The following is a 14,529-nucleotide window of genomic DNA, read 5'->3' on the forward strand; positions in this document are numbered from 1 at the left end:
TGCGCTCACAACCGCGCCCGTCCTCCGCCCTTTAGACGGTGGATCGCGCGCGCTGGCGGCGTCTCCGCCGCGCTTTCGGCGGTCGGTAACGGCAAGGCAGGCGGCGGCGCCCCACCCGAAGGCCGCATCGGCCTCGCCACGCGCGTCATGGCGGCGATCTTGCGGGCCTGGGCCGCGACGTCACCGCAGGCCTTGGCGCGTTCGCGGGCGCGCTTGATGGCGGCGGGATCGTCGCTGGTGGCGATCGTCTCCCAGGCGGCGTCGATCGCCTTCATCAGCTTGGCCTGCAGGCGGTCGCACCAGGTTCGGGGTTCGGCTTGGGTCATGCCCTCAGTTTGAGGCGGCCGCGGACACCGTGCGTAGGAAACCTGCGTTTTCCCGTAAGCCCTTGAAAGGCTTGGGTCGCACTCCGAAAACTACGGGCGTTCATAGGCCCGGCCGCGACCCTTTGCGCCCACCCTGTGGATAGATTCTTGCCGCACGGCGATTGCCAGAACTCCCGCCCCGCCGCACAGTCGTCGCCGATCTTCGGGGGAAGGTCGCGGGGAGCTAAGAAGAATGGGCTGGGGAGGAAAGGCCGCGCTGACGGCCGGGGTCGTGGTGCTTGGGGTGGCGGCCGTGGTCGCCGTTCGCACCGCCACGTTCAAGGCGCCGGCCCAGGCCGATCCGGCCTCGGTCCGCCTGGCGGCCGCGCGCCCGGTCGACGTCGTCCGCGCCGCCGACCACCTGGCCCAGGCCGTCCGCTTCCAGACCGTCAGCCACCAGGACCGCGCCGAGGACCAGCCGGCCGAGTGGGACAAGCTGCACGCCTGGCTGCAGGCGACCTATCCGCAGGCCCACAGCGTCATGACCCGCGAGGTCATCGCCGACCACACCCTGGTCTATACCTGGACCGGCTCGAACCCCGCCCTGCCGCCCATCGTGCTGATGGCGCACCAGGACGTGGTGCCGGTGACGCCGGGCAGCGAGGGCCAGTGGAAGCACGCCCCGTTCGACGGGGTGATCGCCGAGGGCGCGGTCTGGGGCCGCGGCTCGATCGACGACAAGGGCTCGCTGGTCACCCTGTTCGAGGCGCTGGAGACGGTGGCCGCCGGCGGCTTCAAGCCGCTGCGCACCATCATCGTGGTCAGCGGCCATGACGAGGAGGTGCGCGGCGTCGGCGCGCGCGCCGCGGCGGCCCTGCTGAAGTCGCGCGGGATCAAGGCCCAGTTCGTGCTGGACGAGGGCATGGCCGTGGTCGCCGACCACCCGGTCACCGGCAAGCCCGCCGCCATCATCGGCACGGCCGAAAAGGGCTATGCGACGATGAAGGTCGTGGCCCCGGCTGCCGGCGGCCACTCCTCGGCCCCGCCCCAGGACGGCGGCGGCGTCGTCACCCTGGCCCGCGCCGTCGAGGCCATCCACGACCATGGCTTCCCGCTGAAGTTCCAGGGCCCCGGCGCCGACATGCTGAAGGCGATCGCCCCGCACGCGCCGCCGGTGGTCAAGGTGTTCGCGGCCAACACCTGGCTGTTCTCGCCGCTCTTGGTGTCGGTGACGGCCAAGAGCCCGGCCGGGGCGGCCATGCTGCACACCACGATCGCCCCGACCATGCTGAAGGGCTCGCCCAAGGAGAACGTCCTGCCGCAGGACGCCACGGCCTGGATCAACTACCGCATCGCCCCCGGCGACACCTCGGCCAGCGTGATGGCCAAGGCCAAGGGGGCGGTCGGAAACCTGCCGGTCCAGCTGTCCTGGAGCAAGACGCCCGACGAGCCGTCGGCGGTTTCCTCGACCAGCTCCGAGGCCTGGAAGCTGCTGGCCGGCCTGGCCGGCGACGAGAGCGAGGCGCCGGTCGTGCCGGGCCTGGTCACCGCCGGCACCGACAGCCGCTACATGGGCGGGGTGGCCAGCGACGTCTATCGCTTCCAGCCGCTGGTGCTGAAGGTGGACGAGACCAAGATCATCCACGGGACCAACGAGCATCTGACGCTCGCCAATGTCGAGCGGATGGTTCGGTTCTACCAGCGGCTGGTCGAGACCGCCGCGTCGCGTTGATCGGTAAGCTTAAGCACGATTGTCGCAATCGTCCGCCATAAGACCTTCTCTGTCCGGAACCCGCCGATGCCCGCCGACGACGCCCAGATTCTGAGCCGCGCCGCCAAGCTGCCCGACCGCTTCGGCGAGGGCTTCGTCCGCGACGCCTGGTACGTGGCCTGCCTGTCGCCCGACCTGAAGCCCGGCAAGACGGCCAAGCAGGAGTTCCTCGGCGAGCCGGTCCTGATGGGCCGCACTCGCAAGGGCGAGGCCTATGCGATCGGCGACCTCTGCCCGCACCGCGCCGCCGCCCTCTCGGCCGGCCGGGTGCATCGCGAAGCCGACGGGACCGACAGCATCGAATGTCCCTATCACGGCTGGCGCTTCGGCTCGGACGGGGCCTGCAAGGCGATCCCGTCGCTGACGGCCGACAGCGAGTTCGACCTCTCCAAGGTCCGAGTGCGGCGCTATGCGGTGGTCGAGCAACAGGGCCTGGTGTGGATCTGGATGGCTTCGGACCCGCGCCGCGCCGCCTCCCCGCCCGAGCCGCCGCCGACCATCCCCGGCGTCGTCGGCGGCAAGCCCAAGCTGGTCGACCGGCTGGACTACGACGTCCATGTCGACCACGCGGTGTTGGGCCTGATCGACCCGGCCCACGGCCCCTATGTCCACCAGCAATGGTGGTGGCGCACCAAGTCCAGCCAGCACGAAAAGAGGAAGACCTTCCGTCCGTCGGAGGCCGGCTTCACGATGGTGCGGCACGAACCTTCGAAGAATTCCAAGGCCTACGCCATTCTGGGCGGCGAGCCGCTGACCGAGATCACCTTCCGCCTGCCGGCCCTGCGCTGGGAGCATGTGGCGGTGGGCGAGCGCCAGGTCCTGGCCCTGTCGGCCATGACCCCGATCAACGCCGGCAAGACCCGGATGAACCAGATCATCTGGTCGGACCACTGGGCGTTCGTGGCCCTCTATCCGATCCTCCGCCTCGCCGCCCGCGACTTCCTGCGGCAGGACGGCAAGATCGTCGACTGCCAGAGCCCGGGCCTGAAGCACAATCCGCCGCTGATGTGGGTCGGCGACGCCGACGCCCAGGCCCGCTGGTACCACCAATGCAAGCGCGAATGGGCCGGCAGCCGCCTCGAGGGCCGCCCATTCCGCAATCCGGTGAAAGAACAGACGCTGCGCTGGCGGACGTGAGGCGCTCCATCCCCGACGTTCCACGCGGGTGAGCTATCCAACTGGCGGCGACCCCTCACTGAACATTGGTATGTCCGCAGCCTTTTCTGGCAGGGCGGTCGCATCCCATGCCTCAGCGGAGCCAGTCGCATGCGCATATCCAAAATCCGGGCCGCCCTCGCGTCGGCGTTTCTGATCCTGAGCGGCGGGGTCGCCACGGCCCAAGTCGCCGCGCCCGTCGCGAGCCCGGCCGCGCCAGCCGCGCCGTCCACCGCGACGGCTCCCGGCTATCTGGTCGTCAGCGGCTGGTACAAGGACGCCGCCATCCAGCAGGCCTATCAGCCGGCCATGTTGAAGGTGATCCGCCAATACGACTACGACCGGTTCGTCGTCGGTCTTCCGGGCTTGAATCTGAGCGTGCTAGAAGGTGGCTGGACGCCTCGGTTCACGCTGATCGCCCGCTTCCCCAATGAGCAGAAGATCAACCAGTTCTGGTGGAGCGACGCCTATCAGCAGGCGCGCAAGATTCGTATGGGCGGCGCCTATCTCGACGTGGTGAAGGTCGATGGCGGCGCGACCTCGGACATGGGCCCCGACAGCGCCTATCTGATCTTCCTGCCGCACCTCACCGACCGGGAAAAGTTCCTGAAGGAATACGCGCCCTTCGCGCCCAGCGTGGTCGCGCAGCACGGCGGCAAGTTCCTGGTTCGCACCGGTCGAGAAGGCATAGAGCTGCTGGAGGGCGATTGGCCCAACCAGGGCATGGTGCTGGTCGAATTTCCGAACGTCGCGGCTCTAGACGCCTTCTGGAACAGCCCGGAATATCGCCGACTGTCGGAAATCCGGAAGACCACCGGCGAATGGTCCGTGGTCAGGATCACACCCGCCAAGCGCTAAGACGTGAAAAAGCCCGCCCGGCGGGGGCCGGACGGGCTCTCTCCTCGGAACGCGCCTTGAGGGACGGGTTCGGTCGCGTCCCGAAAACTCAACCCGTTAGGACGGGTTAGGCGCGGTAGACGTAGGCGCTGGAGACGTAGCCGACGCCGACGCCGTCCTGGCCGACCAGGATCCACTTGCCGTCACCGGTGCGGCCCAGGGCCTGGAAGGTCTCGCCCGAGCTCACCGCGCCGAGGCGGGGCGCGCGGGTCGAGGCGGCCGAGCGCAGGTTCAGGGTCGAGCGGGCGACGTACTTGTGGCCCACCTTGACCAGCGGCGCGGCGTCGACGTTCTGGGCGTAGCGGTAGCCGCCCGACTTGTAGACGCCGCCGACCGCCTTTTCGGCCCGGGTCTTCTGCATGTCGCAGCCGATCGCCGAGCCGGCGCCGGCGCCGACCAGGGCGCCGATGGCCGTGCCCGTCCCGCGATCGCCCTTGCCGGCGATCTGGTTGCCGGCCAGACCGCCGACGAGGCCGCCGATCAGGGCGCCGACCTCCTGCTTGCCGCCCGAGGCCTTGCAGCCCGTGACGCCGGCGCTGGCTTGCGGCGCGACGCTCATGCTCAGGGCCGCCGCGGCGGCGCCCAGGGTCAGGGTGATGGTCTTGGTCTTGGTGCCAAACATGAGAGAACTCCTTCGTCCCTTGGAATGTGTCCGGGGTCATCAACCCCGTGAGACAGACCATGACAGGGTGAAGCTGAACGGTGTCGGCGACCCGACTGACAGAGTTCGTTCATGTTGGAAAAAAGTTGGGGCGCCCCGCGCCGCGCTCAGGCCGGGCGGGATTTCGAGACGCTATCTACCCACGCCGGCAGCTCGCTGATGCTTCCCAGCTCGACATACCGATCGTGGCCGACGGGCGCGTCGGCCGCCTCATGCGACCAGACCAGCGGGTAAGGGATCAGGGCCCCCCAGCAGCCGGCTTCGAGCGCCGGCAGGATGTCCGAGCGCATGGAATTGCCGGCCATCACCGCCTGCCCGGCCCCCGTGCCGTAGCGGTCGAACACCCGGCGGTAGGTGCCGGCGTCCTTCTCGGAGACGATCTCGACGGCCACGAAGTAGTCGCCCAGGCCCGACGAGGCCAGCTTCTGCTCCTGGTGCAGCAGATCCCCCTTGGTGATCAGGATCAGGCGATAGCGGTCCGACAGCTGGGACAGGGCGTTCTCGACGCCGGGCAGCGGCTCGATCGGCTCGGTCAGCATTTCGCGGCCGACGGCCAGGATCTCGCGGATCACCCGGGTGTCGACCGCGCCGTCGGTGACCTCCAGCGCCGTCTCGATCATCGACAGGGTGAAGCCCTTGGCCCCGTAGCCGTAGACCCGGAGGTTGCGCTTCTCGACGGCGGTCAGCTGGGCCTCGATCTTCTCGGGATCGCCGTGCTCGGACAGCAGGTCCAGGAAGCGCTGATGCGACAGGCGAAACAGGCTCTCGCAGTGCCAGAGCGTGTCGTCGGCGTCGACGCCGACGGTGGTGATGCTGGTCATGGTCTTCTTACGTTTCGACGGCCTGGTCTGGCGACGCGGGCCACGCCCTCGCCTCCCTGGACGGCTGAGTTAGCAGCATCCGGCGCGAACGGCGATACGCCGGCGCGCCGGCCCGGAACGGCGAAGCCTTCAGGACATTGTCGCTGCATGACGCAATCCTCGCACCTGATGAATCCCCGCTCGGAGCGTTTCGCCCTTGGCGCCCTGATCGTCGTCGGCGCCGCCCTCGCCATCTTCCAGGATGTCGCCGACGACCAGAACGACGCCGACGGCCAGGCGACCGACTGGAAAATCCTCAAGGCCCTTCGCTCGGGCGGAGATCCCGGCGATCCGGTCGGTCCCAAGTGGCTCAAGGAAAGCCTCACCGAGACCAGCGCCCTGGGCGGGATCACCGTCCTGACGGGGATCACGGCGGTCACGGCGGGCGGCCTGGCGCTCGCCGGAAAGCGCCGCGAGGCGCTGCTGACGGTCGGGGTCTTCGGCGGCGCTCTGGCGCTCAGCGAAGGCTTGAAGAACCTGTTCAAGCGCAGCCGCCCGCCGGCCGAGTACCGCGTCGCCGAGGCGACCAATGAGAGCTTTCCCAGCGGCCACGCGCTGTTGTCCGCCGCGACCTTCATGTCGCTGGGCATCCTGTTCGCTCAGGGCGCGAAGACCACGACCTTGCGCGCCTTCGGCCTGGCGACCGGCGCGGCCACGGCCGCCTGCGTCGGCTTCAGCCGGATCTTCCTCGGCGTCCACTGGACGAACGATGTGCTGGGGGGATGGGCGGCCGGTTCGGCCTGGGCGGCGACCTGCTGGCTGGCCGGGCGCCGGCGCTAGAACGTCAGGACGGCGAAGACCACCAGACTCACGGGCACCGCGGCCGACAACACCATGCCGACCAGCGCCTCCGCGACGACCAGGGCCATGCGGGTGGCGGAGAACAGTTCGGGCGGCGGCGTGGGGATCATGCGGGGGCGTCCTTTCACCCGCACCCTGCCACGATCCTCGTTAACGTCTCGGAACCGCGCCGCGCCTAGGCGCTGCGACAGATTGGCTCGCCGGCAAAGAAAAGGCCCGGCGCAAGGCCGGGCCAGATGGTCTTGGGGGAGATGCGAGGGTCCGGACTCCGAAGAGCCCGGACCGGTCTTGAACGAGCCTTAGAAGCTCATCCGCAGGCCGACGACGTATTGGCGGCCGGGCTTGTAGTAGGTGAACGTCGCGTTGTCGTACTGGAAGTGCGAGCGCAGCTTCTCGTTGGTGATGTTGGTCACGTTGAAGGTCAGCTGCGGCGCGTTCTTCATGCCGAGAATCTTCTCCAGGTCGTAGCTCGAGGAGAAGTCGGTCTGCTTGTAGTCGTCCGAGAACAGGGCGGCGGCGCTGATGCCGTTCTGGTTGGTCCCGCTGGACTGCGAGCCCTTCCGGAACACGTGGCTCAGGCGCAGGCTGACGCCGTTGTGCTCGTAGTAGCCCGTCAGGTTGTAGGTGTACTTGGCCACGCCGTAGGCGATCGCCGGACCGTTGCTGGTTTGGTCGACGATCGTGGCGTTGGCGTTGAAGCCCAGGCCCTCGACGCCGAACTGGCTGGTCAGGAAGTCCAGCGGCTGGACCCACTGGAATTCCAGGCCGTTGATCGTCAGCTTGTTGGGCACGTTGATCTGCGACTGGACCTGGACCTGGGCCTGGGTCGGGCCGCCACGCGCGTTGATGGCCGTCTTCTGGGTGTCGTTGATGGTGTCGTAGGTGATGCCGTACTGGGCCAGGGCCGTGAACGGCAGGGTGACGACGTTGTTGGTCGTGAAGCCGGTCAGCGACTTGCGGAACGCGTTGACCGCGATCACGCCTTCCTGGCCGGTGTAGAGTTCGAAGCCCAGGTCGAGGTTCTTCGAGAAGTAGGGCTTCAGGGCCGAGTTGCCGATCGTGGCCTGGTCGGCCGACGGGGCGCCGAAGGACACGCCCGGCAGCTGGGCGGCCGGATCCGGACGGGTCATGGTTTCCGAGACCGCGACGCGGGCCACGGCGTGCTCGCCGACGTCATAGGCCAGGTTCGCGGCCGGCAGCCACTTCGAATAGGTGTTCTCGGTGTAGACGAAGTTCACGACGTTCGGATAGCGCGCGCCGTCCGGCAGCTGGGCGCCGCCCGGCAGGGTGTTGCGCGGATCGGCCAGCGAGACGCGGCCGCCGATCGTCTGCTTGGTGTGGACGTAGCGGACGCCGACATTGTAGCGCAGGTCGCTTTCCAGCACTTGCGTCACGCCGTTCAGCTCGGTGTAGGCCGCGCTGTTCTTCTCGTTGATGTAGCCGCCGCTGGCGCCGGTGTTGGAGCCGCCGCTCTCGTTATAGACGTCGTGCAGCGCCTGGTAGTTGGTCGCCTGCTTGACCTTGTCCCAGTCGACCGTCACCCAGCCGGCCGGACCGGGCTTCAGGTAGCTGGCCAGGCTGGTCGTCGGGATCAGCGAGCCGGCGTAGGTCAGCGTGCCCGTCTGGCCGGCGGTCGCGCCGGTGCCATAGCCCGGATAGGTCGGATAGCCGGCCGGCGCGGCGCCCGGCTGGTTCAGGCCTTGGCAGGGCGGGCCGCTGTTGGGCGAGGAGAGGTTGATGTTGGGATTGTTGCCGCAGGTCGCGTTCTGCCACGGCCCGGTGTTGTCGTAGCCGCGGATGGTGCGCGAGACGTCGTCGTAGTTGGCGCCGAACTTCAGGTTCAGGCGGTCATCGCCCCAGGTGACCACGGCGCGCGCGCCCTTGGTCTCGTACCAGCGCTTCTCGTCCTGCATGTTCAGGCGACCGCCGGTCCAGACGTAGTTGGCGGGGTTGTTCAGGTCGATGCTGGGCTTGATCGTCGGCGGGCCGTTCGGGTTGTAGGTGTAGTCCACCGTCGTGCCGACCCCCAGCGCGGTCACCGGACCGAAGGTCGGGCTTTCGCGGTGGAAGTTGCTCTTGGTGTAGTTGGCCTGGGCCTCGACCTTCAGCTTGTCGGTGATCTGCCATTCGCCGCCCGGATTGATCCCCCACAGCTCGGTCTTTTCGAGATAGGGACGGAATTCCAGGAAGAACTGCGAATTGGCGTAGGTGCCCGAGGTGACCGTGCAGCCGGCCGAGCAGTCGGTCTTGTCGTACTTGGTGTTGGTCGGGATGATCGCGCCGTTGCGAACGATCCAGGCGATGTCCTCGCGCAGCAGATCGTTCTTTTTGTAGCCGTACATCCCGTCCAGGTAGAACTTCATGTCGTCGTTCGGACGCCATTCCAGGCTGCCGACCAGATTGATCCGGTCGCGGCTGCCGTATTCGGCCGACGGACGGCCAAGGCGCGGCAACAGGCCGTTGTCGATCTGCTGGATCGTCGCGCCGGGGTTCTTGGACAGCAGGAAGTCGCGGTCGATGACCGTGCCGGCCACCAGGCCGGCGCCCGCGCCGACCGGCACCGTGGCCGGGATCGTCCAGTTACCGCCGAGGGTGGCGTTACAGCCGCTCGTCGCGCCGCACTGGGCCGCCGACAGGTTCGGATTGGTGAAGCCGATCGTCTCGTAGCCGCGCGTGTCGGTATGCAGGCGCTGGCCAGAAACCCCGAACAGGACGCCGAAGTTGTCCCAGGTCTTGCTGGCGATCAGCGAGCCCTTGCCGCCCAGCTTGGCGCCGTCCGGCTTCACGCCCTGGACGTTCATGGTCAGGTGCTGGCCGGGACGATCGAACGGACGCGCCGAGCGCATGTCGATGTTACCCGCCGCGCCGCCTTCCAGCAGGCTGGCCGAGTAGCTCTTGTTGACCGTCAGCTTGGTGAAGAGGTCGGTCGGGAAGAAGCTGAGGTCGACCGAGCGGTCGGTGCCTTGCGCGTCGGTCGCGCCCGACGAGGCCACGGCGATCGAGGCGCCGTTCAGGGTCACGTTGGTGAAGTTGCTGCCCAGGCCGCGGATGGCGACGTTGACGCCTTCACCCGTGATGTCGCGGGTGATGGTGATGCCGGGAATGCGGTTGAACGACTCGGCGATGTTCGAGTCGGGGAACTTGCCGATGTCTTCGGCGAAGATGGCGTCGGCGAAACCGGTGGTCTCGCGCTTGGCGACCGTCGATTGCGCCAGGCTCTTGCGGTAGCCGGTGACGACGATCTCTTCGACGGCGTCGTTCGACGCCGGGGCCTGGGCCGCGGCGGTTTGGGCGTAAGCGGCCTGACCGATGCTCAAAGTGGTCAGGCAGGTCGCGCCGATCAAAGCCAGACGATGGGCGGAACGGTTTTGTGGCGTAGTCCGCATGTTTCTCCCCCTAAGGTCGGCGCCGAGCGCCAGTTCGTTGTTCGCCGCGACCCGCCGACTCTTTTGAGCCTGACGCCCCGCCGGAAGGCAGTGGTAGCGGTCACAATGAAAGGGGTACGAGGTATGTCCTCGCCTGTCAACGTGGTCAGACCTCGTTATCCGACCCGTGTCCGACCTTTGGTAGGCCACTGCGGCGCCGGCGCCACGGTGCTCCTCGCCTCCAAACGGGCGGGTTCCGATGTGGGTAAGGCTTGGTCAGACGCACGCGCGCCCAACAGGTGACGCCGCGCCGTGCAGGCGCCGGCGCCCGTCAGGGTGTCGGTTCTCCGGCTTTGCGGAGCAGATCCCTAAAGGAGGATGTGGGCCCGCACCTGCTCGCGGGCGGGGGCGTCCAGGCCCACGACCTGCTCCAGATAGCCGTCCAGCGAGCCGCACTCGGCCTTGATCACCGCGAAGGCGGCGGCCAGGTAGCGCGCCTCGACGCCCATGGCCGCCCGCATGGCCGCCTCGTCGGGCCGACGGCCGGTCAGGTCCTGGATGTGGTCCATGAAGACGTGGCCGCGGCGGTCGAAGCGCGTCGGATCGTTCGTCAGCAGGTAGTCGTCGATCACGTCGTCGTCGGCGACGCCGGCGATGTGGTGGGTCAGGGCCGCCAGCACGCCCGTCCGGTCCTTGCCCGCCGCGCAGTGGATCAGCGCCGGGCCCTTGCCTTCGGCCAGCGCCAGGAAGAAGCGGCGGAAGAGGTCGATGTGCCGCGCCTTGAACGGCAGGCGGCGATAGTACTCGTCCATGTAGTCGTGGACGGCGTCTTCGGTCAGATCCGTGCTGGTGATGAACTCGATCCACGGATCGGTCCCGGTCACGCCCAGGTCGTTGTCGATCACCTGGGCCGAAAAGCCGTTCCAGCGGCGCGACGGCGAACGCTCGCGCTCGTTGGGCCGACGCAGGTCGACCAGGGTGACGATGCCCAGCGCCGCCAGGGCCTCGAGATCCTCGTCGGTCGCCTCGGCCTGGTGGGCGGCGCGGAACAGCACGCCCTTCTTCAGCCGCCCCACCCCCGCGGCGTAGTCGCCGAAGTCGCGGAAGTTCTCGACGCCTTGCAGGGGGATCAGTCTGGTCATGCCGGGGGATTTAGCGGCCTCGCGGGCGGATGGCGAGAGGGACGCGGCGTCACCACCACTTGGCCTTGCGGTCCGCCTCGGTGGCCGGCTTGGCGCGCCAGAGAAAGACGAAGTTGCGGTGCTCGGCCCAGGTCTGGCCTTCCAGGCCGTCGGCGGCCTGGCAGACGCTGGTGTGATACGGTCCCTGGCCGTCCGTGGTCCGGAAACTGGCGCAGGTGCGGCCCTTCGCGGTCTTCCAACGTCCGGCCTGGATCTCGCTGTCGTAGAAGCTGCCGGTCACGCGGCCGTCGGGCTCAAGACGCAGGCTCATGCCCTTGAAATAGGGCTCTTCGGGCTTGGCCGAGAGGTCGACGACCCAGTCGCCGGCCAGCGGCGCCAGCGGCGCGGCCGCCTGGAGTGAAACGGCAAGCAGCAGCGCCAGCATGGGGTTCTCCGAAGGCCTAGGATAACGCCGTTACGATTGCGAACGGGCGTCGGACGCTCAGAGACCACCGGGAACTGAAATTAACCCGACCTCCCCGGCGAATGCCGGGGTCCAGATCGAATTCGCTCAAGGCGCCGGCTGGGCAAGACGGCAGGCGCGAAACCTCAAGCCGATCCGGATGGATCTGGGCCCCGGCATTCGCCGGGGAGGTCGGATCTTAAGAGGACTTTCTGAGCAGAGGCTGGATCCGATCCTGCAGCGGCTGGTCGACATAGGTGTGGAAAAGCCACGCCGCGCCATAGGCCAGGGGGAAGCCCGCCAGCCACATCAGCCACTGCCAGCCGATGCCGATCGGCACGGTGTCGATCAGCTTGTGGACGGCGCTCCAATAGATCACCCCGACGAAGATGTGGGTGATGAACAGGGCGAAGGACAGCTTGGCGCCCTCCTCGATCCAGGCGCGGGGGCGCTTGACCGGCAGGCGGCCGGCGCCCAGCACGATCATGGCGATGGCCAGTAGCGAGGGCGCGTCGAACATCCACTCGTCGGGCAGGGCGTAGCGGTCCAGCGGTTGGGTGACGACCAGCAGGACGACGCCGCCCCACAAGAGGCCCTTGGCCGCGCGCTCCGAGGGCCAGCGCAGGTCGACCGTCCGCGCCAGGCAGACGCCCAGGATGAACAGCGGCAAGGCCCGGATCACGCCGTACTGGAACTGCAGGTCGGCCAGGGCGTGCTTGAACACGACCTCGGCCAGCACCTCGAAGGCCGTCAGGATCGCAAGGCCGATCAGCGGCAAGAGCCAGGCGTGGCGGATCTTGCTGACGCCGCGCCAGAACGTCGGGAACAGGGCGTAGCAGACGATCAGCGCCGACAGCGACCAGCTGGGCAGGTTCCAGCCGTCGCTGGGAAAGCCCCAGGCGTGGATCAGCAGGGCCTGGGTCGGCAGCTGGTCCCAGGCGAAGCGGCTGGGCTTGTGGGCGTCGGTGCCGAAGCTGTTCAGGGCCAGCACCAGCACGGCCAGCATGGCCAGCACCACGAGATGCCCTGGCCACACCCGCGCCGCCCGGCGAGCCCAGAAGCGGGGCGTGCTGATATGCCCCCTCAGCACCGAGCCGCCATAGGCGCGGCCCAGCACATAGCCCGACAGCATCAGGAAGAAGTCGGTGGCCAGGAACCCGCGCGAGAACACCTGGGCGAAGCGCTCGATCCGCATCGGGCTCTCGGCGCCGTAGTGGTAGAGCACGATCAGCAGCGAGGCGAGGAAACGCAGGAAATCCAAGGCGCCGCCGCGCACGGCCGCCTTGCCGGCGGGCGCAGGCGCGGTTTCCGACGAGGTCGAGGCGGACGGGGTAAGCGGCGCGGTCACCGCCCGCGCATACCAAAGCCGCCCGCGCCGGGAAAGGCTCCGTGACGGCCCGCGGTTGCGACCTAGCCGCACGCCGCCTATCTGTAACTCCAATTGTTTCTGATGAGCCCGACCATGTCCCGCACGCCCGTCCTGTTCCTCGGCCACGGCTCGCCGATGAACGCCATTGAGGACAACGCCTGGAGCCGCGACTGGGCGCGCCTGGGACGCGAGCTTCCTCGCCCGAAGGCGATCCTGATGGTCAGCGCCCACTGGGAGACACGCGGCGCCTCGGCGGTCAGCGCTTCGCCGGCGCCCGAGACGATCCACGACTTCGGCGGCTTCCCGCAGGCCTTGTTCGATGTCCAGTACCGCGCGCCCGGCGATCCGGCCCTGGCGGCGCGGGTGGCCGAGCTGCTCTCGCCCGATCCGGTCGTGCAGCACCCGACGCGCGGCCTCGACCACGGGGCCTGGGGCGTGCTGCGGCCGATGTATCCCGACGCCGACATCCCCGTGGTCCAGCTCAGCCTGGATCGCGGGCGTCCCGACCGCTGGCACTACGAGGCCGGCCGTCGCCTGGCCCCGCTCCGCGATGAGGACGTGATGATCCTGGGCAGCGGCGACATCGTCCACAACCTGCGCGCCGCCGACTTCCGCCGCCCGAAAGCCCCGCCCTGGGCCGACCGCTTCAACCAGAAGGCCAAGGCGCTGATCCTGGCCGGCGACCACGACGCCCTGATCGACTGGCGAAGCCTCGGCCCCGACGCCGAGGCCTCGATCAACAGCGCCGAGCACTACCTCCCGCTGCTCTATGTGCTGGGCGCGGCGGGCGAGGATGAGCCGATCAGCTTCTTCAACGACGACGTCTTCGCGGCGATCTCGATGACGGGGGTGAAGGTCGGGTGAGGGGCGGCGCCATTCTTCCTCCCCATTAGGGGGAGGTGGATCGATGCGAATACGCATCGAGACGGAGGGGGTCCGGCAAGCGGCGCGGAGCCGGCGGCAAGCCCCCTCCACCGGCGTTCGCCGGTCCCCCTCCCCCAGAGGGGGAGGAAGGTTTGCTTAAAGCACCGCCGCCGCCCGCTTCGCCGCCTCGACCCGCTCGTCCATGGCCTGGCCATAGAGCGCGCTGATCCGCTCCAGCACCTGCGGCGGCGCGGTCTCGGGGCGTCCGGAGTCGAACGGCGGGGCGGGCGCGTATTCCACCGCCAGCTGGATCCCCTGCGCCACCGCGTCGCCGGCCAGCTCGGCGATCAGGGTCAGGGCGAAGTCGATGCCGGCCGTCACCCCGCCGCCGGTGATGTAGCGCCCGTCCCGCGCCACGCGCGACGGATCGGGGATCGCGCCGAACAGCGCCAGCTGGTCGCGCCACGCCCAGTGGCAAGCCGCGCGCTTGCCTTTCAGCAGGCCCGCCGCGCCGAGCACCAGCGAGCCGGTGCAGACCGAACAGACATAGCGCGCGCCGTCCGCCAGCCGGCGGATCTCCGCGATAAAGTCGCGATCGCCCATCGCCTCGGTGGTTCCAAAGCCGCCGGGCACGATCAGCACGTCGCAGGTCTCGATGTCCGACAGCATCGGCAGGTGGGCGAAGACCAGGCCATCGGCCTCGATCTCGCCGCCGGCCAGGCTGGCGACCGTGACCTTGGCGCCGGGCAGGCGGCACAGCACCTGATGCGGGCCGGTGAAGTCCAGGTGGGTCACGCCCGGGAACAGGGCGATCACTATGGAGAGAGTCTGGCTCATGCGGTTGTCTCCGTCACGATTGACGCGGAGAACATGGTTCGATTAGCCTCCGGCTGAAAT

General features: G+C 68.5%; 14 protein-coding genes. 5 read left to right on the plus strand and 9 right to left on the minus strand.

The window, feature by feature from the left end:
* Nucleotides 1-5 precede the first annotated feature (5 nt).
* The gene (locus DI526_RS00410) at nt 6-326 is read right to left on the minus strand and encodes a hypothetical protein (RefSeq protein WP_304272673.1); all 321 of its coding nucleotides are present in this window, start codon (nt 324-326) and stop codon (nt 6-8) included.
* A 232-nt stretch (nt 327-558) separates the two neighbouring features.
* Here DI526_RS00410 and DI526_RS00415 point away from each other — a divergent pair, with 232 nt between their 5' ends.
* The 3 genes from DI526_RS00415 (at nt 559) to DI526_RS00425 (ending at nt 4,089) form a co-directional block, all read left to right on the plus strand.
* Nucleotides 559-2,037 (plus strand): M20 family peptidase, encoded by a 1,479-nt coding sequence (locus DI526_RS00415; RefSeq protein ID WP_304272676.1) that lies wholly within the window; start codon nt 559-561, stop codon nt 2,035-2,037.
* A gap of 66 nt (nt 2,038-2,103) precedes the next feature.
* Nucleotides 2,104-3,213, plus strand: a complete 1,110-nt coding sequence (locus tag DI526_RS00420) for an aromatic ring-hydroxylating dioxygenase subunit alpha (RefSeq protein ID WP_304272678.1) — start codon at nt 2,104-2,106, stop codon at nt 3,211-3,213.
* A gap of 129 nt (nt 3,214-3,342) precedes the next feature.
* A complete protein-coding gene (locus tag DI526_RS00425; RefSeq protein ID WP_304272681.1) occupies nt 3,343-4,089 on the plus strand; it encodes a DUF1330 domain-containing protein in 747 nt (248 codons plus the stop codon).
* 106 nt (nt 4,090-4,195) lie between these two features.
* On the opposite strand, the gene DI526_RS00430 is transcribed toward DI526_RS00425, so the two are convergent.
* Together DI526_RS00430 and DI526_RS00435 are read right to left on the minus strand one after the other, a co-directional pair.
* Nucleotides 4,196-4,750 carry an SH3 domain-containing protein gene (locus DI526_RS00430; RefSeq protein ID WP_304272684.1) on the minus strand — a complete coding sequence of 185 codons (555 nt, stop codon included), beginning with the start codon at nt 4,748-4,750 and terminating at the stop codon, nt 4,196-4,198.
* 146 nt (nt 4,751-4,896) lie between these two features.
* Nucleotides 4,897-5,610, minus strand: a complete 714-nt coding sequence (locus DI526_RS00435; RefSeq protein ID WP_304272687.1) for an HAD family hydrolase — start codon at nt 5,608-5,610, stop codon at nt 4,897-4,899.
* A gap of 147 nt (nt 5,611-5,757) precedes the next feature.
* Here DI526_RS00435 and DI526_RS00440 point away from each other — a divergent pair, with 147 nt between their 5' ends.
* The gene (locus tag DI526_RS00440) at nt 5,758-6,429 is read left to right on the plus strand and encodes a phosphatase PAP2 family protein (RefSeq protein ID WP_304272689.1); all 672 of its coding nucleotides are present in this window, start codon (nt 5,758-5,760) and stop codon (nt 6,427-6,429) included.
* On the opposite strand, the gene DI526_RS00445 is transcribed toward DI526_RS00440, so the two are convergent.
* The 5 genes from DI526_RS00445 to DI526_RS00465 form a co-directional block, all read right to left on the minus strand.
* Nucleotides 6,426-6,578 carry a hypothetical protein gene (locus DI526_RS00445; protein ID WP_304272691.1) on the minus strand — a complete coding sequence of 51 codons (153 nt, stop codon included), beginning with the start codon at nt 6,576-6,578 and terminating at the stop codon, nt 6,426-6,428. The genes DI526_RS00440 and DI526_RS00445 overlap by 4 nt on opposite strands.
* 171 nt (nt 6,579-6,749) lie before the next feature.
* Nucleotides 6,750-9,836, minus strand: a complete 3,087-nt coding sequence (locus tag DI526_RS00450) for a TonB-dependent receptor (RefSeq protein WP_304272694.1) — start codon at nt 9,834-9,836, stop codon at nt 6,750-6,752.
* A 347-nt stretch (nt 9,837-10,183) separates the two neighbouring features.
* A complete protein-coding gene (locus DI526_RS00455; RefSeq protein ID WP_304272697.1) occupies nt 10,184-10,957 on the minus strand; it encodes a tyrosine-protein phosphatase in 774 nt (257 codons plus the stop codon).
* Between the two features lie 49 nt (nt 10,958-11,006).
* Nucleotides 11,007-11,381, minus strand: coding sequence for a hypothetical protein (locus DI526_RS00460; RefSeq protein ID WP_304272699.1), 375 nt, complete (start codon nt 11,379-11,381; stop codon nt 11,007-11,009).
* A 217-nt stretch (nt 11,382-11,598) separates the two neighbouring features.
* The gene (locus DI526_RS00465; RefSeq protein WP_369691863.1) at nt 11,599-12,675 is read right to left on the minus strand and encodes an acyltransferase family protein; all 1,077 of its coding nucleotides are present in this window, start codon (nt 12,673-12,675) and stop codon (nt 11,599-11,601) included.
* 186 nt (nt 12,676-12,861) lie between these two features.
* Between DI526_RS00465 and ygiD the strand changes: the two genes are divergently transcribed.
* Nucleotides 12,862-13,632 (plus strand): 4,5-DOPA dioxygenase extradiol, encoded by a 771-nt coding sequence (ygiD, locus tag DI526_RS00470; RefSeq protein ID WP_304272702.1) that lies wholly within the window; start codon nt 12,862-12,864, stop codon nt 13,630-13,632.
* 156 nt (nt 13,633-13,788) lie between these two features.
* Here the strand turns inward: ygiD and DI526_RS00475 are convergent, their stop codons facing one another.
* Nucleotides 13,789-14,469, minus strand: coding sequence for a DJ-1/PfpI family protein (locus DI526_RS00475; protein ID WP_304272705.1), 681 nt, complete (start codon nt 14,467-14,469; stop codon nt 13,789-13,791).
* Nucleotides 14,470-14,529: the final 60 nt, after the last annotated feature.

The sequence above is a fragment of the Caulobacter segnis genome, from assembly GCF_003243465.1.
Classification (GTDB): domain Bacteria; phylum Pseudomonadota; class Alphaproteobacteria; order Caulobacterales; family Caulobacteraceae; genus Caulobacter; species Caulobacter segnis_A.